Raw genomic sequence first — 21,718 nt, 5'->3', positions numbered from 1 at the left:
AGGTAGTAAACAGTCCCAGTAGATTATGTCGGATGATAATTATTATTAATGACCACTAGCGCAACTGATGAAAAGCCCCCGGAGAAAACGGGAAAGCTTCGAGCGAGTCGAGAAGAAAAGCACACTCAATCGAGGCATAGCAATGCGACTACCACGCCTGAGATGAGACTCTTTATTCAGCAATCGGATCTGAGTGTGAGTCAGCTTGCCAAAATTCTAAATATCACCGAAGCCACAGTTCGCAAATGGCGTAAACGTGAGTCGATTGTTGATTGTCCCAATACTCCGCATCACCTCAATACCACGCTCACACCGATGGAAGAATATGTGGTTGTCGGCCTAAGATACCAATTAAAACTCCCCTTAGACCGGCTACTAAAAGCCACTCAAACCTTTATTAATCCCAATGTGTCGCGCTCCGGCCTTGCCCGCTGCTTAAAGCGCTACGGCATATCGCGGCTCGATGAATTTGAAGCACCACAAGTACCCGAACGCTACTTTAATCAATTGCCTGTGACGCAAGGCAGCGATATCCAAACCTATACGGTCAATCCAGAAACCTTGGCCAAAGCCCTCGCATTGCCGAGTACCGACGGCAATACTGTGGTGCAAGTGGTGTCACTCACCATACCGCCGCAACTCACTGAGCAAGCACCAAGCTCAGTACTATTAGGCGTAGACACAGCAAGTGATTGGATTTACCTCGATATTTATCAAGACAGCAATACCCAAGCGACCAATAGATATATCGCCTATGTCCTCAGACATGGGCCGTTTCATTTACGAAAGTTGCTCGTTCGCAACTATCACACCTTCTTAGCCCGTTTTCCCGGTGCCCATGGCACGCCAAAGACAAACGCGGCTGGATCCCCAAGCAAGGTCACCGTATCCAGGTCGACCCGTGGAGACTCTTTATGAGCCATACCCCTTCTGTACCTAATTCTGCGACTGAGTCAAAAAAAGATAAACGACTCAACAAACGTTTAAAAGATATGCCCGTTGCCATCGTCGGCATGGCCAGCATCTTCGCTAACTCGCGTTATTTAAATAAATTTTGGGATTTGATCAGCGAAAAAATCGATGCCATTACTGACATCCCAGACACCCATTGGCGCGCCGAAGATTACTACGATGCCGACAAAAGCAAAGCCGATAAAAGCTACTGTAAACGCGGTGGTTTTTTACCAGAAGTCGACTTCAATCCAATGGAATTCGGTCTGCCGCCCAATATTCTTGAGCTGACAGATACCTCGCAACTGCTGTCGCTGATTGTCGCCAAAGAAGTGCTTGCCGACGCCAACCTGTCCGCCGATTACGACCGTGATCGTATCGGCATCACCCTAGGGGTTGGCGGTGGTCAAAAAATCAGTCAGAGCTTGAACTCGCGCCTGCAATATCCAGTGCTTAAAAAAGTATTCAAAAGCAGCGGCTTGAGCGATGAAGACAGCGAAATGCTGATCAAAAAGTTCCAAGACCAATATATCCACTGGGAAGAAAACTCTTTCCCAGGGTCCCTAGGCAACGTGATTGCAGGCCGTATCGCCAACCGTTTTGATTTTGGCGGCATGAACTGTGTGGTCGATGCTGCCTGTGCGGGCTCGCTGGCCGCTATGCGTATGGCGTTGACGGAACTGACCGAAGGTCGCAGCGACATGATGATCACTGGCGGTGTCTGTACCGACAACTCGCCATCCATGTACATGAGCTTCTCAAAAACGCCAGCCTTCACCACCAATGAAACCATTCAACCCTTTGATATCGATTCAAAAGGTATGATGATCGGCGAAGGTATTGGCATGGTCGCGCTTAAGCGCCTTGAAGATGCCGAGCGCGATGGCGACCGGATTTATGCCGTCATCAAAGGCGTTGGCGCCTCATCTGACGGTAAGTTTAAGAGTATTTATGCGCCGCGCCCTGAGGGCCAAGCCAAAGCTCTCGAACGCGCTTACGACGATGCCGGTTTTGCCCCGCACAGCATTGGCTTAGTTGAAGCCCATGGCACGGGTACTGCAGCGGGTGATGTGGCTGAATTCAACGGCTTAAAATCGGTATTTGCCCAAGGCAACGACACAAATCAACATATCGCGTTAGGTTCAGTAAAATCCCAAGTGGGCCACACTAAATCCACCGCTGGTACTGCCGGGGTGATCAAAGCCGCGCTAGCGCTACACCACAAGGTATTGCCTGCGACCATTAACGTTAGCAAGCCTAATCCAAAACTGAATATCGAAAGTTCGCCATTCTATTTAAATACCGAAACTCGCCCATGGTTCCAGCGCGCCGATGCAACGCCGCGCCGTGCTGGCGTAAGCTCCTTTGGTTTTGGCGGCACGAACTTCCATCTTGTATTAGAAGAATACAAACCTGAGCACAGCCGCGATGAGCAATATCGTCAGCGCAGTGTGCCGCAAACGCTATTATTTGCCGCAGCCAATAAAGCCGCGCTGCTTAGCGAGTTAAAAGCTGCGCAGAGCCAAAGCGTGAACACAAGCGCAAACGCGAATAAGAGCAGCGCTGCGAGCCTGAACGCTATTGCTCAGCAATATCCGCTGCGCCCGCTAGCAAGCACAGATGCCCGTTTAGGTTTTGTGGCTAAGGATATCGCTCAGCTACAAGCCCAGTTAAATCAAGCCATCTCTCATCTAGAAAGTAGTGCGCATTTAGAAAGCGGGCACCTAGAAACCAGCGCAAGCGAGGCATGGCAATTACCGTCAGGGATCAGCTACCGCTCCCATGCCTTAGTGGCCAAGAATGAATCAAAGAAAGTAGCCGCCCTGTTTGCAGGTCAAGGTTCACAATACCTGAACATGGGCCGTGAACTCGCCTGCCATTTCCCGGAAATGCGCCAACAAATTACGGCCAGCGATAAGGTATTTGCTCACCACGGCCAAACGCCGTTATCGAACATCCTTTATCCTATTCCGGCATTCGATGCCGATGCGATTAAAGCCCAAGAAGCGGCGCTGACCAATACCATGTTCGCCCAAAGCGCCATAGGCGCGGTTTCAATGGCGCAATATTCGCTATTAACTCAGGCAGGTTTTGCCCCCGATATGGTGGCAGGTCACAGCTTTGGTGAATTGTCAGCCCTTTGCGCGGCAGGCGTGATTTCCAATGAGGATTACGTCGAACTGGCCTTCGCCCGTGGACATGCCATGGCGCAAGTGCCGAGCGATGCTGCCGCGAGTAAAGCCGCCGATACTGGGACTCAAGTTGATTTAGGAACCATGTTCGCGATTATTCTTAAGCAAAAGAATGATATCGATGCGATCAATCGCTGTTTAGCCCAGTTTGATGGCGTTAAAATTGCCAACTACAACGCGCCGACGCAATTAGTCATCGCAGGTGGCACAGAGCAAACTCAGCTGGCCGCGAAAGCCATTAGCGAACTGGGCTTTAAAGCGATTGCCCTACCCGTCTCAGGCGCGTTCCATACCCCATTGGTTGGACACGCACAAAAACCCTTTGCCAAAGCCATTGATAAAGCAAAATTTAGCGCACCTTCGATCGCGCTTTATGCCAACGGCACAGGTCAACTACACCCAAGTGATGGCAAAGCGATTAAAGCAGAATTTAAACAACACATGCTGCAATCGGTTCGCTTTAGCGAACAACTGCAGGCCATGTATGACGCTGGCGCCCGTGTGTTTGTTGAGTTTGGCCCTAAAAACATACTGCAAAAGTTAGTTGAAAATACCTTAGGTGAACACTTAAATGAGCTTTGCCTTGTCAGCATGAACCCAAATCCTAAGGGCGATAGTGACAGTCAATTACGCTTAGCCGCAGTGCAACTCGCGGTAGCCGGTGTGGCGTTAACTGAGGTTGACCCCTATCAAGCCGTCACGTCACAAGAAATTGCCGAACGTGAAGCGCCATCAGCGATGAACATCAAACTCACCGCCACTAACCATATTAGTGCTGCGACCAAAGCTAAGATGACCAAATCCCTCGCCACAGGCAGCGTGACTAGCCAAGTGCAATATGTGGATCGCATCGTTGAAACGGTTGTCGAAAGAGAAGTCGAAAAAATCGTTGAGAAAGAAGTCATCGTCGAAAAAGTGGTTGAAAAAATATTAGAAGTGGAAGCGAATCAAGTGGCAGCTGTTGAAATGAAACAAACATCCTCAAGCGTGACGCAAGGCTTAAGCAATCACCAGCAACAAGCGACGGCGCAATTGAACCCAAGTACAGCAAGCGTCAGCGGCGATGCATTAACGGCATTTTTCAGCGCACAATCTCAAGCGGCGCAGTTGCATCAACAGTTTTTAGCCATCCCACAGCAATATGGCGATACCTTCACGACACTGATGACTGAACAAGCCAAGATGGCAAGCCTTGGCATTGCAATCCCTGAAAGCCTGCAACGCTCGATGGAAATGTTCCACCAGCATCAAGCGCAAACCCTGCAAAGCCACGCCGAATTTATGCAGCTACAAAGCAGTAGCAGCCAAGCGGCCTTGGCGATGTTAAACAATGCGCCGATTAACGTTACCCCAGCAGTTGCAAGTCAGCCACGAGCTACTGCGCCGGCTCCTGCACCTGTTGCTCCAGCGCCTGTTGTTGCAACGTCAATGCCACATAATGCTGCACCAGTAGCGGCTCAAGCTGTTGCGATGAGACCCGCGGTTAGCACACCTGTTGCGCCTGTTGTGCAAACCGCTCCCGTTGCTTATGCGCCTGCTGCGACAGTACAAGTTGCGCCAGCAGCGCCTGTTTTAGTTATGCCAGAGATGACACCTGTGGCACCAGCAACAAGCAGCTTAAGTGCTGCACTTGTTCAACAAACTATGATGGCTGTGGTTGCCGACAAAACAGGCTACCCCACTGAAATGCTGGAACTTGGCATGGATATGGAAGCTGATCTAGGTATCGATTCCATCAAGCGCGTTGAAATCTTAGGCACAGTGCAAGACGAGCTGCCGGGCTTACCTGAACTCAGCCCAGAAGATTTGGCTGAGTGCCGCACCTTGGGTGAAATCGTTGACTATATGCAAAGTAAGCTTACACAAAATGACAAGCTTCCAGCAGTGGGTTCAATTATCGTAGCGCCTATTACTGCTGCAAATATGGCAACTCAAGTGGCAACAGCCGCACCTGCCGTTAACGGTTTAAGCGCTGCGTTAGTACAACAAACCATGATGGCTGTGGTGGCTGACAAGACAGGCTATCCGACTGAAATGCTGGAGCTCAGCATGGATATGGAAGCCGATCTAGGTATCGATTCCATTAAGCGCGTTGAAATCCTAGGCACAGTGCAAGACGAGCTGCCGAGTTTACCTGAGCTCAGCCCAGAAGATTTGGCTGAGTGCCGTACCTTGGGTGAAATCGTTAACTATATGAACTCTAAGCTACCAGCAACAAGTTCAGTTGTAGTTTCTACAACAGCACAAGCTGCGCCTGCCGCCAACGGTTTAAGCGCTGCGTTAGTGCATGCTTCTGAAATCGAGAGCACCATGATGGCTGTGGTGGCCGACAAGACTGGCTACCCCACTGAAATGCTGGAACTGAGCATGGATATGGAAGCCGATCTAGGTATCGATTCCATCAAGCGCGTTGAAATCCTAGGTACAGTGCAAGACGAACTGCCAGGTTTACCTGAGCTCAGCCCAGAAGATCTCGCCGAGTGTCGTACCTTAGGTGAAATCGTTGACTACATGCAAAGTAAGCTTACACAAAATGACAAGCTACCAGCAGCAGGTTCAGTTGTAGTTTCTACAACAGCACAAGCTGCGCCTGCCGCCAACGGTTTAAGCGCTGCGTTAGTGCATGCTTCTGAAATCGAGAGCACCATGATGGCTGTGGTGGCTGACAAGACGGGCTATCCCACTGAAATGCTGGAACTCAGCATGGATATGGAAGCCGATCTAGGTATCGATTCTATCAAGCGCGTTGAAATCTTAGGCACAGTGCAAGATGAGCTACCGGGCTTACCTGAGCTGAATCCTGAAGATCTGGCCGAGTGTCGCACCTTAGGCGAAATCGTTGACTACATGAACAGCAAACTACCTGCGGTTGGCTCGACTTCAACTACAACAGCAGCACAGGTCACTGTTACCGCTACAATAAATAACGGATTAAGTGCTGAAAAAATCCAACAAACCATGATGTCAGTAGTGGCCGACAAGACGGGCTATCCCACTGAAATGCTGGAACTCAGCATGGATATGGAAGCCGATCTAGGTATCGATTCCATCAAGCGCGTTGAAATCTTAGGCACAGTGCAAGACGAGCTACCGGGTTTGCCTGAACTCAATCCTGAAGATCTGGCCGAGTGCCGCACCTTAGGTGAAATCGTTGCACTCTTTTCGAAAGAAATAGGGCAAAGCAAGCTAGGCCAAAACGCGGTAAGCCAGAATGCCGCGCCAGTTAGCGCTGTCGTTCAGCCTGAACCAGCTATCGATTTACCACCCCATAGTGAGGTAGTGCTAAAAAAGTTGCCAGCGGCGGCTGAGCTAGCGCAACTATCGCCACAGCAATCGTCAAAGCAATCAGCGCAAAAAGCTGTGGCACGAACTTTCGTTAAAGATGCCTACATTATCATTAGCGATGATGGTCACAATGCTGGCGTACTTGCTGAAAAATTGCATGCTCAAGGTTTAACGGTTGCGGTTGTGCGCTCGCCTGAAAGCCTTGTAGCCAGTGCATCACCACTCAATAGCCACATTGCCAGCTTCACATTGGCGGCGATTGACGATGCCAGTATCAGCGTAGTAATTAATGAGATCAAAACCTTAGGTCAAGTTGCAGGCTTTATTCATCTGCAACCACAACATAAAACCTCAGCCGATGCGAAAGGTTTAGTGCTGTCGAATGCCGCCAAGGCATCCGTCGAGCAAGCGTTCTTGTTCGCCAAGCACTTACAACCGCTTTTAACAACAGCAGCAACGGCCAATACTAGCAGTAGCTTTATCAGCGTCAGTCGTATCGACGGTGGTTTTGGATATCTTAACCACAGCCAAATTGCCCGTAGCGAGTTAAACCAAGCGGCATTGGCAGGTCTGACGAAAACCTTGAGCCACGAGTGGCCAAGCGTGCATTGCCGCGCCTTAGATATCGCGCCAGCACTTGATGCCAAGCAACTGGCCAATGCAGTGATCGCTGAGCTCTTTGCAACCGATAACGTATTGGAAGTCGGTGTTAGCCAAGGCGCAGCCCAAGCACTTGAGCGTGTAACCTTAGTTGCTGGCAAGGCTGATACCCGCCACAGCGCGGCAAACTTGACGAGTGCAGATAAAATACTGGTGACCGGTGGCGCAAAAGGCGTGACCTTTGAATGTGCGCTAAGTTTAGCCAAACGCAGCAAGGCGCACTTTATCCTTGCTGGCAGAAGCAGCCAACAAGCCATTCCCGCTTGGGCACAGGGTAAAAATAACAGCGAACTTAAAGCTGCGGCTATTGCCCACATTCAAAGCTTAAATAAACAAGGAATTGGCGAGAAACCCACGCCAAAACAAGTGGATGCCTTAGTATGGCCAGTTCAAAGCAGCCTAGAAATTGCAGCCGCACTAGAAGCCTTTACCGCTGTGGGCGCGAGCGCCGAGTACTTAAGTCTCGATGTTAACAATCCAGATGCGATTGCCAGCACGATAGTGCCGATCACCGAGTTGTCGCCTATTGCTGGCATCATCCATGGTGCGGGCGTACTCGCCGATAAACACATCCAAGACAAGACCTTAGATGAGTTAGCACGGGTGTATGGCACTAAGGTCACAGGTATAAGCAATCTACTTGCCGCACTGGATTTAGATAAATTAAAACTGATTGCCCTATTCTCTTCGGCGGCGGGTTTTTACGGCAATACTGGCCAAAGCGATTACGCCATGTCCAACGACATACTCAACAAAGCCGCACTGCAACTGGCGCAGCAACTGCCAAATGCCAAAGTGATGAGCTTCGATTGGGGTCCGTGGGACGGCGGCATGGTGAATCCTGCGCTGAAAAAGATGTTTATCGATCGCGGTGTTTATGTGATCCCGCTAAAGGCAGGCGCTGAGTTATTTGCGAGCCAATTACTGAGCAACACAGGCGCACAATTGCTGGTCGGTACTGATATGCAAGGCACAGTTCCAAGTGACGAGCAATCAACTCAAGGTAGCAATCTAAAAAAGCCTGAAGCGGATCTGACCACTGACGCGTCGGATCCGCATGCTTTGCCTAAAGCTGTAAAACTAAAGCGCACACTGGACCCTAAGGCAATGATCTTTATTGAAGATCACTGCATTAACGGTAATCCCGTATTACCGACTGTGTGCGCGATTCAGTGGATGCGTGAAGCCGCCTTTGATGTGCTCAAGCAGCCTGTCAAAGTGCAAAGCTACAAGCTATTGAAGGGCATTATTTTCGACACTGCCGTGTTACAAAATGGAGTGTTAGAAAGTGAAGCGCCCATCACGCTGGAACTTGAACTTGCACCGATTGCGTTAACGGATAAAGCCGCGAAAGATTCTGACGAGTGCTTGAGTGGACAATTCAATGTCTTAATCAGCTTTGAAGGTCGTCCGCAATATCAAGCCATCCTAGTCGTTGATGATGCTGTTGATGACGCGGCAAGTGATAACTTAGCCACTAACAGCAAAGCAACTGCTTTTGACGCGCACAGTTTGGCAGGACTTTCTGTCATCACAACCGCGAGCAACCTTTACAGCGACGGCACGCTTTTCCACGGTCCAAGACTGCAAGGTATTGAGTCTGTATTGAAATTTGACGATGCGAGCTTAATCGCCAAGGTGAGCCTACCCCATATTGCGTTAGCGGACTGCGGGAGTTTTGTGCCCAATCTCACGCCTAAAGGCTCACAAGTTTTTGCAGAAGATTTGTTGCTGCAGGCGATGCTAGTGTGGGCGAGACTCAAATATGGCGCGGCGAGCTTGCCATCAAGCATTGGTGAGTTTATCTCCCATGCACCGTTTGCCTTTGGCGATAAAGGTCATTTAGTGCTCGAGGTGGTGAAACACTCTGGCCGTGCCCTTGAAGCCAATATCACGCTGTATCATCAAGATGGCCGCTTAAGCTGTGAGATGAACAACGCCAAAGTCACCATCAGCAAAAACCTTAACGGTGCATTCTTAGCCAATAAAGTTGCGGCTAATCAAACCGCTGCGAATAAAGCCATTGAAAGCGTGGAGGCAAAAGTCGAGTGAACTTAGCCTCTCCTTTAGCAACGACAAATAGCGCCAAGCCACTGCGTATTGCAGTGTTGCTTGGCGATGCAGTCAACCTTTCCCCTCACTCAGCCCAAGTATTAGGGACGTTTGCGGAACGTGAAAGCGTTCAGATTTGCGCAGCCAATGCCAACCAATCGACAGCACATGAACCGACATTGCACGAGTCGACAGTACATGAGCCGATAGTGCATGAACCGTCAGTGTATGAGCAAAGCTCGCTCACTGCCTTGTTAGGCCAAGCAATAACAGCCATTGAGCAAGGTAAGCTCGTTGAACTTAAATTCAATGATGGCAATCTGCCCCAGTCTCTTTACTTGCTCGATGGTTTACGCGCCGCCAAACTACGCCTACACGCCCACGCATTTATTGCAGGCTTTGCAGCAGGTAATGAGGCTACTGGTGGTGCGAATGCGGCTGTTGCTAATGCAGCGGCTATTGCAAATACGGCGTTAGCGGCGGCAAAGCGCAGTCCAGCACAAACCGTTCAGCATCAGCTCGTCGCCAACACTCTCAACGAGGCATTTGTTGCGCTGCGCCAAGGCGTAACCGCCCTCGCGGCACGAACACAAGCGCCGCTTCATGGCGCAACTGATATTAAAGAGGCAAACGGCACAAATCATCAAGCAGGCTATTGGTTTAGCGATCAACATCAAGCACGGGTGTTGTGCCTAAACCTTGTCGCAAAAACGTCAAATCAAGCGGATGAATCTCGAAATCTAAACCAAAGTATTGTGCTGACCCAAGGCACAAAAGTTATTGCGCCCAAAGCTCTTGTTGATGAAAACCGGCTGTTTGTGCCGATAAGTGGTGACAGTATTGATTCACTCATCGCGCAAGTATTGCAACTAGTTAACACTCTGGAAAATGGCGCCGGCTTGCACGCTGACTTTCGCGCTGAGCAACTCAAACCTTGGTTTGAACGCTATGATGCCAACGCAACACTGGCATTAGTCTTGATGGCGGCATCGATTGACGACCTCAAACTTGAAGCCAAAGCTATGCTTTCGGCGCTTGAAAATGATGCTGTTCGTCATCATGGTCAAGCCTTTAAAACGCCAGCGGGTAGCTGTTTCACCGCTAAGCCGCTAGGGGATGCGGGGCTGACCTTTGTATATCCTGGCGTTGGTACGGTTTACGCCAATATGTTCAATAACTTGCATGAGTATTTCCCCACGCTGTATCACCAGCTAGAACGTGAAGGCGATTTAAGCGCCATGCTGCAATCACCGCAGATTTATGCGGCAGATGTTAAAACTGCAGCGGGCATGAGCTTAAGTCAGCAAGCGATTAGTGGCGTGGGTGCCAGTTACCTATTCACTAAGCTGTTGACCCAAGTCTTTAATATTAAACCAAAAATGGCGCTGGGTTACTCTATGGGCGAAGCGGCCATGTGGGCCAGCCTTGATGTGTGGCAAACGCCCCATGCTATGATCAAGGCCACCGAAAATAGCGATATTTTCAACCATGCCATTTCTGGCGAGCTAACCGCAGTACGCCGAGCATGGCAGCTTAAGGATAATGAATCCATAGTGTGGAACAGCTTTGTGGTGCGCGCCGATAGCAACGAAATCAAAGCATTACTGCCAGAGTTTCCTCGCGCTTATTTAGCCATCATTCAAGGTGATACTTGCGTTATTGCCGGCTGCGAAACAAGCTGTAAAGCCCTACTTGCAAAGTTAGGTAAGCGTGGGATTGCCGCCAATCGCGTCACGGCAATGCATACCGCACCTGCCATGTTAGTCCATGGGCAAGTACAAGATTTTTATACTCAAGCGGTGAAACCTGAGGCACTGAAACCTAAGGCGCTGGAAGCGGCGGTGCAAGATCTGCCTATTCGCTTTATTAGCGCAGCGCAAACTGCGCCAGTCACCGTGGATAGCCACAGCATTGGCCGCGCGATTGCCGATACCTTTTGTTCGCCACTCGACTTTAGTGCGCTCATTCAAAATGCCACTGAGCAAGGCGCTAGGCTGTTTGTCGAAGTGGGCGCCGATAGGCAAACCAGCACACTCATAGATAAAATCAGCCACGCCCATGCAAGCCAAACCACAGTGAACGAGGCAACAGTCGCCATTGCCTGCAATGCCAAGGGTGCCGATGCGATTACCTGCTTACTCAAGTGCTTAGCTCAGCTGATAAGCCACAGAGTGCCGCTGTCGCTCGCGCCGCTCATTAAGCCATTAAGTGCTAACGCAGCCCCTTTATCATCAGCTGTATCACCAAAAGGAGAACCCCTGTGAGTTCTCAGCATTCCCCTAGGATTGATAAAACTAACGTGCCTACCATTGCGTCAAACCGCGCATCAAAAAGCGCATCAAAAATTGCGATTGTCGGCCTTGCGACTCAGTATCCTGACGCCGATAATCCTCAAACTTTCTGGCAAAATCTGCTGGATAAAAAAGACTCTCGCACCCAAATCAGCCGCGAGAAGCTCAATGCCAATCCAGCCGATTACCAAGGTGTGCAGGGGCAATCTGACCGTTTTTACTGTGATAAGGGCGGCTACATCCAACACTTTGAGTTTGATGCCAAGGGCTATCAACTGCCTGAGTCCGCCTTTGACGGTTTAGATGAAAGCTTTTTATGGGCACTCGATTGCAGTCGTAAAGCCCTTCAAGACGCAGGAATTGCACCAAGCGATGCCGTACTGGCGCGCACAGGTATCGTAATGGGAACCTTGTCATTCCCCACGGCCCGCTCCAACGAATTATTTTTGCCTCTGTATCATCAAACCGTTGAAAAGGCGCTACAAAACAAACTTAACCAAAGCGCATTTCAGCTGGCTGATTTTGGCAACTCAGTTAACGATCTCAATGCCAATAGCCAAGCATTAAACGTCGCCAATGGCGCCGTTGCTCACACAGCCTCAAAACTGGTCAGCGATGCACTCGGTTTGGGTGGCACTCAGTTGAGTCTGGACGCCGCCTGCGCCAGCTCGGTTTATGCACTCAAACTCGCCTGCGATTACCTAACAACAGGCAAGGCCGATATGATGCTAGCGGGCGCAGTATCGGGCGCAGATCCCTTCTTTATCAATATGGGATTCTCGATTTTCCACGCCTACCCAGACCACGGTATTTCGGCGCCCTTTGATAGCAACAGCAAGGGCTTATTCGCCGGTGAAGGCGCCGGGGTTTTGGTATTAAAACGCTTAGAAGATGCCGAGCGCGATGGCGACAACATCTATGCCGTCGTCAGCGGCATTGGTTTGTCGAACGACGGTAAAGGCCAGTTCGTATTAAGCCCCAACAGCAAGGGCCAAGTGCAGGCCTTCGAGCGCGCCTATAGTGCAGCAAACACACTGCCTGCCAATATCGAAGTGATTGAATGCCATGCCACGGGCACACCGCTTGGGGATAAAGTCGAACTCGCCTCGATGGAACGCTTTTTTGAGGACAAACTCGCGGGCTCTGCAGTGCCGCTGATCGGTTCGGCAAAATCCAACTTAGGCCATTTACTCACAGCTGCGGGCATGCCGGGGATCATGAAGATGATTTTTGCCATGCGCTCGGGTCGACTGCCGCCAAGTATTAACTTATCAGCGCCGATATCTTCGCCTAAGGGCTTGTTTAGCGCTAAAAATCTGCCAACAGAATTGCATGCTTGGCCCGATAAAGCCGGCAATGACCGCCGCCACGCAGGTGTTTCTGTGTTCGGTTTTGGCGGCTGTAACGCGCATTTATTGCTGGAATCCTATGTACCGGCAAATACCTGTAGCAAACATCAGCAGAGTACAGCCCAAGTAAACTATCAGCATACACCATTAAATATCATTGGCTTAGCATCACACTTCGGGCCTTTATCCTCCATTAATGCACTGGATAACACCATTCATGCTCGGCAACATGCCTTTATCCCGCTACCCGCTAAACGTTGGAAAGGCTTAGATAAACATCCTGAGATCTTAGCTAACTTTGGCTTGCCTTCTGTCCCGCAAGGCGCCTATATCGACCAGTTCGATTTTGACTTCCTGCGCTTTAAAGTGCCGCCCAATGAGGATGACCGCCTGATCTCCCAGCAACTGCTGCTGATCAAAGTGGCCGATGAAGCGATCCGCGATGCCAACTTAAAACCCGGCGGCAAGGTTGCTGTATTAGTAGCAATGGAAACCGAACTGGAATTACACCAGTTCCGTGGCAGGGTGAATCTGCACACTCAACTGGCAGACAGTCTTAAAAAACAAGGAATAACACTCACGCAAGCTGAGTATCTCGCCCTTGAAAAAATCGCCATGGACAGTGTGCTCGATGCCGCCAAACTGAACCAATACACCAGTTTTATTGGCAACATCATGGCGTCACGCATCGCATCCCTTTGGGACTTTAACGGCCCCGCCTTTACCATTTCGGCGGCCGAGCTTTCGGTCGCTCGCTGTATCGATGTGGCCGAGAACCTCTTGTCCCAAGAGTCCTTAGATGCCGTAGTGATTGCCGCCATCGATTTAAGTGGCAGCCTTGAGCAAGTGATCTTTAAAAACGCCGTATCGCCAGTGGCATTTACTGCCACTGACGCAGGCTGGAAAGTCGGTGAAGGTGCTGGCGCACTGGTACTCACTGCTGAAAATTCAAATACTAATGTTATACTTAATGATGCCAATAGCAACAGCTATGGTCATATCAGCGGCCAAGTATTTGGCGCGATTTGTGACATACAAGGTAATAGCAACACAGCGCGCATTTGCGATGACTTGCTAACTCAAGCCAAGGTGAATAGCAGCCAGATTAGCTTGATTGAAACCAGTATTGCGGTTGAGCAACTTGCCGATTCAGAGCTAGTACTCAATACCCTGTTGCCGAGTGTGAACCAGCGCAGCCAAGCCGCTGATACCCTAGGCCACAACTTTGCTGCTGCGGGAATGGCGAGTATTTTGAGCGCGCTGCTTCAGCTTGAAAATCATGGGCAGCTTAAAAATCAAGCGCAACTTAACAAGCATTCTTCTCAAGCTCAGCAGAACGCGCTCGTAGCGACGTTTAGCCAAGGTAAATGCTCGCAGTTACTTCTCAGCCAAAGTGCCACGCAAGCATACAATTTGCAGCAAAGGCTAGATCAAGATTTAACGCTTTCTGAGCAAAAACACTTAATAAAACAAGTAACGCTCGGTGGCCGCGATATCTATCAGCATATCCTTGATACGCCGCTCGCAGGCCTTGATGCTATACAACAAAAAGCCCAAGCTATGACAGCACTGCCAGCGCGCAGCCAACGTAAACATTTGGCCCAAATAGCGAGCAAAGACACGAGTCGCTTTGCAATAAGCAGCCCAACCACGGCTCAACAAAAAGAGACATTAAGCAGCATGCCAATGAATGCCCTAAGCACGCCCAATAAAAACGCCGCTCAAGCAGAGCTAAAAGACGCGGCATTTTTAAGAAATCAGCAACTCGCCCGTGAGGCGCATTTAGCCTTTTTGCAAAGTCGCGCTGAAGGACTGAAACTGGCCGATGCCTTGATGAAAGCCCAGCTTGCCAGCGAGTTAGCCGTCAATGGCCAAGCTGCACCAGTACAACAGCAAGCCATTGTTCAGGCATCTGTGACAGCGGTTCTTCCACATCCTGCGCTTTTTCCTAATCATGCAAAAGTGCCTGAGTACACGCTGCCAACACCGATAAGTAAGCCTTGCATTTGGGATTATGCGGATTTAGTCGAGTACGCCGAAGGTGATATTGCTAACGTCTTTGGCCCTGATTATGCCATTATCGACAGCTATTCGCGCCGTGTACGCCTGCCAACCACTGACTATTTGCTGGTATCTCGGGTAACTAAATTAAACGCCCAGATGAACCAATATCAGCCTTGCACTATGACCACAGAATACGACATCCCTGTGGACGCCCCCTATTTGGTCGATGGCCAAATCCCTTGGGCCGTGGCGGTCGAATCGGGTCAATGCGACTTGATGCTGATCAGTTACTTAGGTATCGATTTTGAAAACAAGGGCGAGCGCGTTTATCGCCTGCTCGATTGCACCCTGACCTTCCTTGGCGACTTACCACGCGGTGGCGACACCCTGCGCTACGACATTTCCATCAACAACTTTGCCCGCAATGGCGATACCTTGTTGTTCTTCTTCTCCTACGAATGTTTTGTGGGCGATAAGCTGATCCTGAAAATGGATGGCGGCTGCGCCGGCTTCTTCACCGACAAGGAACTCGCCGACGGCAAAGGCGTTATTCACACCGAAGCTGAAATCAAAACTCGCAACCTTGCGCTCAATAATCCCAATAAGCCGCGCTTTACTCCGTTGCTTAACTGCGCACAAAACCAATTTGATTACAGTCAAATCCATAAACTGCTCGGCGCCGATATCGGTGGCTGTTTTGGCGGCGCCCATGCGGCGCATCAAGCCCAATATGGGTTGCAGCCCTCTTTATGTTTTGCATCCGAAAAATTCCTGATGATTGAACAGGTCAGCAATCTTGAGGTGCATGGCGGCGCGTGGGGCTTAGGCTCAGTTCAAGGCCATAAGCAGCTCGAAGCTGATCATTGGTATTTCCCGTGTCATTTCAAGGGCGACCAAGTGATGGCGGGATCGTTAATGGCCGAAGGCTGTGGTCAATTACTGCAATTCTTTATGCTGCATATTGGTATGCACCTCGGCGTTAAAGATGGTCGTTTCCAACCGCTAGAAAATGCGTCACAAAAGTGCGCTGTCGCGGTCAAGTCTTGCCACAATCTGGCCTGCTCACCTATCGTATGGAAATCACCGAAATCGGTATGAGCCCGCGCCCGTATGCTAAGGCGAATATCGATATTTTGCTCAATGGCAAAGTGGTGGTGGATTTCCAAAACCTTGGGGTGATGATCAAAGAAGAAGCCGAATGCACCCGCTACCTCGCGGATAATCATGCCAGCACAGCTAATAATACAACTAAAAATGTAGCTAAAAATACTGCTTCGGCTGCGCCGCTGGTTTCAACAACACCAGTATCCTTAGCTGCGCCGCTAATGGCGCAGTTTCCTGATTTAACTGCGCCAACCAATAAAGGCGTAGTGCCTCTGCAACATGTGCCTGCACCGATTGCGCCTGCGGGTTCAAAGTATGCTAACCGCGTGCCCGATACCCTGCCGTTCACGCCGTACCACATGTTCGAATTTGCCACTGGCGATATCGAAAACTGCTTCGGCCCCGATTTCAGCATCTATCGCGGCCTAATTCCACCGCGCACGCCTTGCGGTGATTTACAGCTTACCACCCGCGTGGTTGCGATTGACGGCAAGCGCGGCGAGCTGAAAAAGCCCTCTTCGTGTATCGCTGAATACGAAGTGCCCGCAAATGCTTGGTATTACGATAAAAACAGCCATCATGCCGTGATGCCCTATTCTGTGCTGATGGAGATATCACTGCAGCCAAACGGCTTTATCTCGGGCTATATGGGCACCACCTTGGGCTTCCCCGGCCAAGAGCTGTTCTTCCGTAACTTAGACGGCAACGGTAAACTACTGCGCCATGTGGATTTACGTGGCAAAACCATAGTGAACGACTCACGTTTGTTATCGACTGTGATTGCTGGCAGCAATATCATCCAGAATTTCAGTTTTGAATTAAGCTGCGATGGCGAGCCTTTCTACCAAGGTAAAGCGGTATTTGGTTACTTCAAGGGCGATGCGCTGAAAAACCAGTTAGGCATAGACAACGGCAAAATAACTCAGCCTTGGCATGTACAAAATGGCATAGCGGCCGATAGCCAAATCAATCTGTTAGATAAACAGCATCGCAGCTTTAACGCGCCAGAAGGTCAGCCGCATTACCGTTTAGCGGGCGGTCAGCTTAACTTTATCGACAAAGCTGAAATCGTAAAAGCCGGCGGTAAAGCGGGCCTTGGCTATTTATACGCCGAACGCACCATCGACCCGAGTGATTGGTTCTTCCAATTCCATTTCCATCAAGATCCTGTGATGCCAGGCTCATTAGGGGTTGAAGCCATTATCGAGCTGATGCAAACCTATGCGATTGACCAAGACCTTGGTGCGGGCTTTAAGAGTCCAAAATTCGGCCAGATTTTATCGGATATCAAATGGAAATATCGCGGTCAAATTAACCCATTAAACAAGCAGATGTCACTGGATGTGCACATTACCAGCGTGACAGACGACAATGGCAAACGCATCATTATGGGCGATGCCAACTTGAGTAAAGATGGCCTGCGGATTTATGAAGTTAAAGATATCGCCATCTGTATTGAAGAAGCCTAGCGAGTTTACGCTGTTAGAAAGACGCTAATCTCGAATAACAAATAACGAATAACAAATAGTTGCGCCGCCTTGGCTATCCACATCGCACAGGGCGGCACTGATAACATGAGAACACCTATGACTAGCCATACTCTAGATCAATACAATAGCAATAACGAAAAACTCAGCCCTTGGCCGTGGCAAGTCAACGATGCAGAGCTGTGCTTTGATATCGACGCATTAGGCAAAAAACTCAAAGATTTAAGCCAAGCCTGTTACTTAGTGAATCACAGCGAAAAAGGCTTAGGCATAGCGCAAACGGCCGAAGTAACCACAAGCGACAGCCAAGCGCCACTGGGCTCACACCCTGTCAGCGCCTTTGCCCCTGCCCTTGGCACCCAAAGTTTAGGCGACAGTAATTTTCGCCGCGTACACGGGGTTAAATACGCTTACTACGCTGGCGCCATGGCCAACGGTATTGCCTCAGAAGAACTGGTTATCGCGCTAGGTCAAGCGGGCATTTTGTGTTCGTTTGGCGCGGCGGGGTTAATCCCATCCCGCGTTGAAGCGGCCATTACTCGCATTCAAGCGGCGCTGCCCAATGGCCCCTACGCCTTTAACTTAATTCACAGCCCAAGCGAGCCCGCATTAGAGCGCGGCAGTGTTGAGCTGTTCTTAAAACATAAAGTGCGCACGGTCGAAGCCTCGGCATTTTTAGGCTTAACGCCGCAAATCGTCTATTACCGCGCAGCGGGTTTGAGCCGCGACGAACATGGCGAAATAGTCATTGGCAACAAAGTCATCGCAAAAATCAGCCGCACCGAAGTCGCGACTAAGTTTATGGAACCTGCGCCGGCTAAAATCCTCCAGCAACTAGTGAGTGACGGCCTTATCAGCCAAGACCAAATGGCGATGGCATTGCTGGTGCCCATGGCGGACGACATCACAGCCGAAGCCGACTCAGGTGGCCATACCGACAATCGCCCACTGGTCACGCTATTGCCGACGATTTTGGCACTCAAAGATGAAATCCAAGCGAAGTATCAATACAAGACGCCCATCCGTGTTGGTGCTGGCGGCGGCGTTGGTACACCCGATGCAGCATTAGCCACCTTCAACATGGGCGCGGCCTTTATCGTCACAGGTTCAATCAACCAAGCATGTGTGGAGGCGGGCGCGAGTGAACACACACGTAAGTTACTCGCCACCACAGAAATGGCCGATGTGACTATGGCACCTGCCGCCGATATGTTCGAAATGGGCGTGAAATTACAAGTGGTTAAGCGCGGCACTCTGTTCCCGATGCGCGCCAATAAGCTGTATGAAATCTACACCCGTTACGATTCGATTGATGCCATCCCTGCGGACGAGCGTAAAAAGCTCGAAGAGCAAGTGTTCCGCTCATCACTCGATGATATTTGGGCTGGCACAGTCGCCCACTTTAACGAGCGCGATCCTAAGCAAATCGAGCGCGCACTGGATAACCCCAAACGTAAGATGGCGCTGATTTTCCGCTGGTATTTGGGTCTATCTAGCCGCTGGTCAAACACAGGTGAAGTCGGCCGCGAAATGGATTACTAAATCTGGGCAGGCCCTGCCCTTGGCGCATTTAATGCGTGGGCCAAAGGCAGTTATTTAGATGACTATAAGGCCCGTAATGCAGTGGATTTAGCCAAACATTTAATGGTGGGCGCGGCGTATCAAGCGCGGATTAACCTGCTGTTATCCCAAGGCGCGAGCATTCCAGTTAGCCTGCAACGCTGGAAACCGCTAAATCGTTTTTAACCGATTAGCCTCAACGTAACACCTTGTATATAAAGCTGGCATGGGTAACAGTGTCAGCTTTTTTATTGATAAAAAGCACAGTTATTGAGGCTGAAACTTTTACCGAAAGTAAGGTAAAAATTGCTTAATTTGCATTTAAGTAAACTGAAAAAAATCAACTAAATCTAAATATAAATAAACAAAGTCAAAATGTTACCTTTAAAAAATCACATTGGCATTAAGCTCGCATCCTATAAATAACCACTCACCATTACCTTACAAATGACACAAACGGGTCAGATGAAGGATAAAGACTGGGATAGGAGGTTAATATGTTAGGTTGGACATTAATGTTTTTGGTTGTTGCCATTATTGCTGGGCTCTTTGGTTTTACTGGTATTGCAGGAGCCGCTGCTGGTATCGCAAAAATCATTTTCTTCTTATTTATTGTGTTACTGGTGATTTCACTGTTGGTCAATGCCATCAAAGGTAGAGCCCCGCGCCCTTAATTTTTATTGGAGAGGAAATAGATATGAAACCATTTACGCTAATGACAAGTGCAGCACTGGCATTATTACTCGCCCTAGGCCTATCTGCCTGTAGTGATAACAAAGCCGAAGATGCCGGTGAAAAGATCGATGATGCCATTACCGATGTAGGCAACGCTATCGAAGATGCCTGTGAAGAAGTCAAAGAAGGCGTTAAGGCTAAAGATACTAAGTGCTAGGCTAACAAGCTTTATCTGATTTAGGGTAGCAATAGACACATCTACTGCTACCCTTTTGGTTTACACTCAATCATTTCAACATCTTCATCTCACATTCAACCATTTCAAGTGCAACGAATTTAACCAAAAGCAACGGCATTGGAGAACTTGCATGCTAACGAAGATCCACATCAAATATTTGTACACAGCAGGTGCCATGCTATTCGCCTATTTTGCGGTGGCAGGAACTTCTCCTCTGCTTACGTTCATTTGGGCATGGACGAGCCTGTCACTGTTTTTAGTCGGCTCAGCCTATTGGTTTAATCGCGCCAGTATTTTTAGAAAACGCCAAGATGGCACTATTCCTTGGTATATTCGCTGGGGTTTTATCCCTTTTTTATTGGGTTGCCGACTCTATAACCATTGGGCGAGAAAATGTGATTCAGTGCCATCGATGCAGGGGATAGATGAACATCTGTATCTCGGTTGTCGACTCTTTCCTGCGGATCTGGAAAAGATTAAAGCCAATAAGATCACTGCCATTCTGGATGTCACCGCTGAGTTTGATGGCTTAGATTGGTCACAGTTTGAAGATCATATCGAGTATTTAAATATTCCCATCTTAGATCATAGTGTGCCGACCAGTGCCCAACTCAATCAAGCCGTTAACTGGCTGCACCGCCAAGTGCGCGCCAATAAAAAGGTACTCATCCACTGTGCTATGGGTCGTGGCCGCTCAGTGCTGGTACTCGCCGCTTATTTGGTTTGTAAAGATAAACAACAGCACTTCGTAGAAGTACTGCAACAGATAAAGCAAGTCCGCAAAACCGCAGGCTTAAACAAATGGCAATTACGCGCGCTTGATCGCATGCTCAGTCAAGGGAAAATTAACATCCACAAAGTAGCATGGATTATCGCCAACCCAGTCTCTGGCGGCGGAAAATGGCAAGAATACAGCGAACAAATCCAAGATGAACTCAAAGCCTATTTTGACCTGACGTTAACTCTCACAACAGCAGACGAAACCGCAAATATCTTCGCTCAACAGGCCCGCAGTGCAGGCGCAGATATCGTTATCGCCTGTGGCGGAGACGGTACGGTAACCGAGGTCGCATCAGAAGTTGTGAATACCGATATCATGTTAGGGATTATTCCTTTAGGAACGACGAACGCCTTAAGTCATGCGCTATTTGGTTTAGGCAGCAAGATAATTCCTATCTCTCAGGCGCTGGATAATATTATTCAAGGACACAACCAAGCTATAGATACCGCACGTTGTAATGATGAGTTAGTGTTGTTACTTGTCGGCATTGGATTTGAGCAAAAAATGATTGAATCAGCAAACCGCGAGCGTAAAAACGCCCTAGGTCAACTGGCCTACCTCGATGGTCTATGGCAAGCGATGAGTATGGCAGAAACCTTAACTATCTCGTTAAGTTTGGACGATGCCGCGCCGATAACGATCCGTACCCACAGCTTAGTAATTGCCAATGCCGCCCCCTTTACCAGTTTGCTAGCACAAGGAAATGGCGAACCCAATATGACCGATGGATTGCTCGATATTACCTGGTTGGATGCGGACGATGACCCCAAAGGCCCCTTGCTTGGCTTAGCCGAATTAGCAATCGCTGGGTGGGTTAAAGAAGGCCATAAAGATCTAAAAGTTCAACAAGCTCGCCTAAGTAAAGTCCACCACGCCCACGCTAAAAAGGTCACCATTAGCAGTCAGCCTAAGTGTAAATATGTGATTGATGGCGAAGTGTTTGAGCCTGCGGATCTTACCATTGAGGTTCAACCCGCATCCCTTAAGGTGTTTGTTCCCTATCAAGAAATAACCGAAGAAACAACCTTGTAATCATCTGTGGCATTAATGCCTTGATGTCTTGATGCCTCAACGTCAATCACTTCTTCA

The 21,718-nt window shown here is 49.4% G+C and carries 6 protein-coding genes and 2 pseudogenes; all 8 read left to right on the top strand.

What is annotated here, in order from left to right:
- Nucleotides 1-48 precede the first annotated feature (48 nt).
- On the top strand, nt 49-918 hold the full coding sequence (locus JEZ96_RS06275) for a hypothetical protein (RefSeq protein ID WP_025007440.1): 870 nt from the start codon (nt 49-51) through the stop codon (nt 916-918).
- Complete coding sequence (locus JEZ96_RS06270) at nt 915-9,140, top strand: type I polyketide synthase (RefSeq protein ID WP_198779866.1); 8,226 nt, start codon at nt 915-917, stop codon at nt 9,138-9,140. Before JEZ96_RS06275 ends, JEZ96_RS06270 begins: the two co-directional genes overlap by 4 nt.
- Nucleotides 9,137-11,404 (top strand): PfaB family protein, encoded by a 2,268-nt coding sequence (locus tag JEZ96_RS06265; protein ID WP_025007439.1) that lies wholly within the window; start codon nt 9,137-9,139, stop codon nt 11,402-11,404. The genes JEZ96_RS06270 and JEZ96_RS06265 overlap by 4 nt, the downstream gene beginning before the upstream one ends.
- Nucleotides 11,401-17,357 (top strand): annotated as a pseudogene (locus tag JEZ96_RS06260) (hotdog fold thioesterase). Before JEZ96_RS06265 ends, JEZ96_RS06260 begins: the two are co-directional and overlap by 4 nt.
- 117 nt (nt 17,358-17,474) lie before the next feature.
- Nucleotides 17,475-19,121: pseudogene (gene pfaD / locus JEZ96_RS06255) on the top strand (eicosapentaenoate synthase subunit PfaD).
- Nucleotides 19,122-19,432: 311 nt separating this feature from the next.
- Nucleotides 19,433-19,609: a DUF1328 domain-containing protein gene (locus JEZ96_RS06250; RefSeq protein WP_011790054.1), complete on the top strand. Its 177-nt coding sequence runs from the start codon at nt 19,433-19,435 to the stop codon at nt 19,607-19,609.
- A gap of 23 nt (nt 19,610-19,632) precedes the next feature.
- Nucleotides 19,633-19,827, top strand: coding sequence for a hypothetical protein (locus JEZ96_RS06245; RefSeq protein ID WP_011790055.1), 195 nt, complete (start codon nt 19,633-19,635; stop codon nt 19,825-19,827).
- A 151-nt stretch (nt 19,828-19,978) separates the two neighbouring features.
- A complete protein-coding gene (locus JEZ96_RS06240) occupies nt 19,979-21,661 on the top strand; it encodes a diacylglycerol kinase family protein (protein WP_025007438.1) in 1,683 nt (560 codons plus the stop codon).
- The last annotated feature ends 57 nt before the right edge of the window (nt 21,662-21,718 follow it).

The organism is Shewanella putrefaciens, assembly GCF_016406325.1.
Classification (GTDB): domain Bacteria; phylum Pseudomonadota; class Gammaproteobacteria; order Enterobacterales; family Shewanellaceae; genus Shewanella; species Shewanella putrefaciens.
This window is presented reverse-complemented; position numbering and strand designations above follow the sequence as displayed.

Coding starts and splice junctions, on each gene's coding strand:
- JEZ96_RS06275 (WP_025007440.1), top strand. CDS start 49: ATGACCACTAGCGCAACTGATGAAAAGCCCCCGGAGAAAACGGGAAAG.
- JEZ96_RS06270 (WP_198779866.1), top strand. CDS start 915: ATGAGCCATACCCCTTCTGTACCTAATTCTGCGACTGAGTCAAAAAAA.
- JEZ96_RS06250 (WP_011790054.1), top strand. CDS start 19,433: ATGTTAGGTTGGACATTAATGTTTTTGGTTGTTGCCATTATTGCTGGG.
- JEZ96_RS06245 (WP_011790055.1), top strand. CDS start 19,633: ATGAAACCATTTACGCTAATGACAAGTGCAGCACTGGCATTATTACTC.
- JEZ96_RS06240 (WP_025007438.1), top strand. CDS start 19,979: ATGCTAACGAAGATCCACATCAAATATTTGTACACAGCAGGTGCCATG.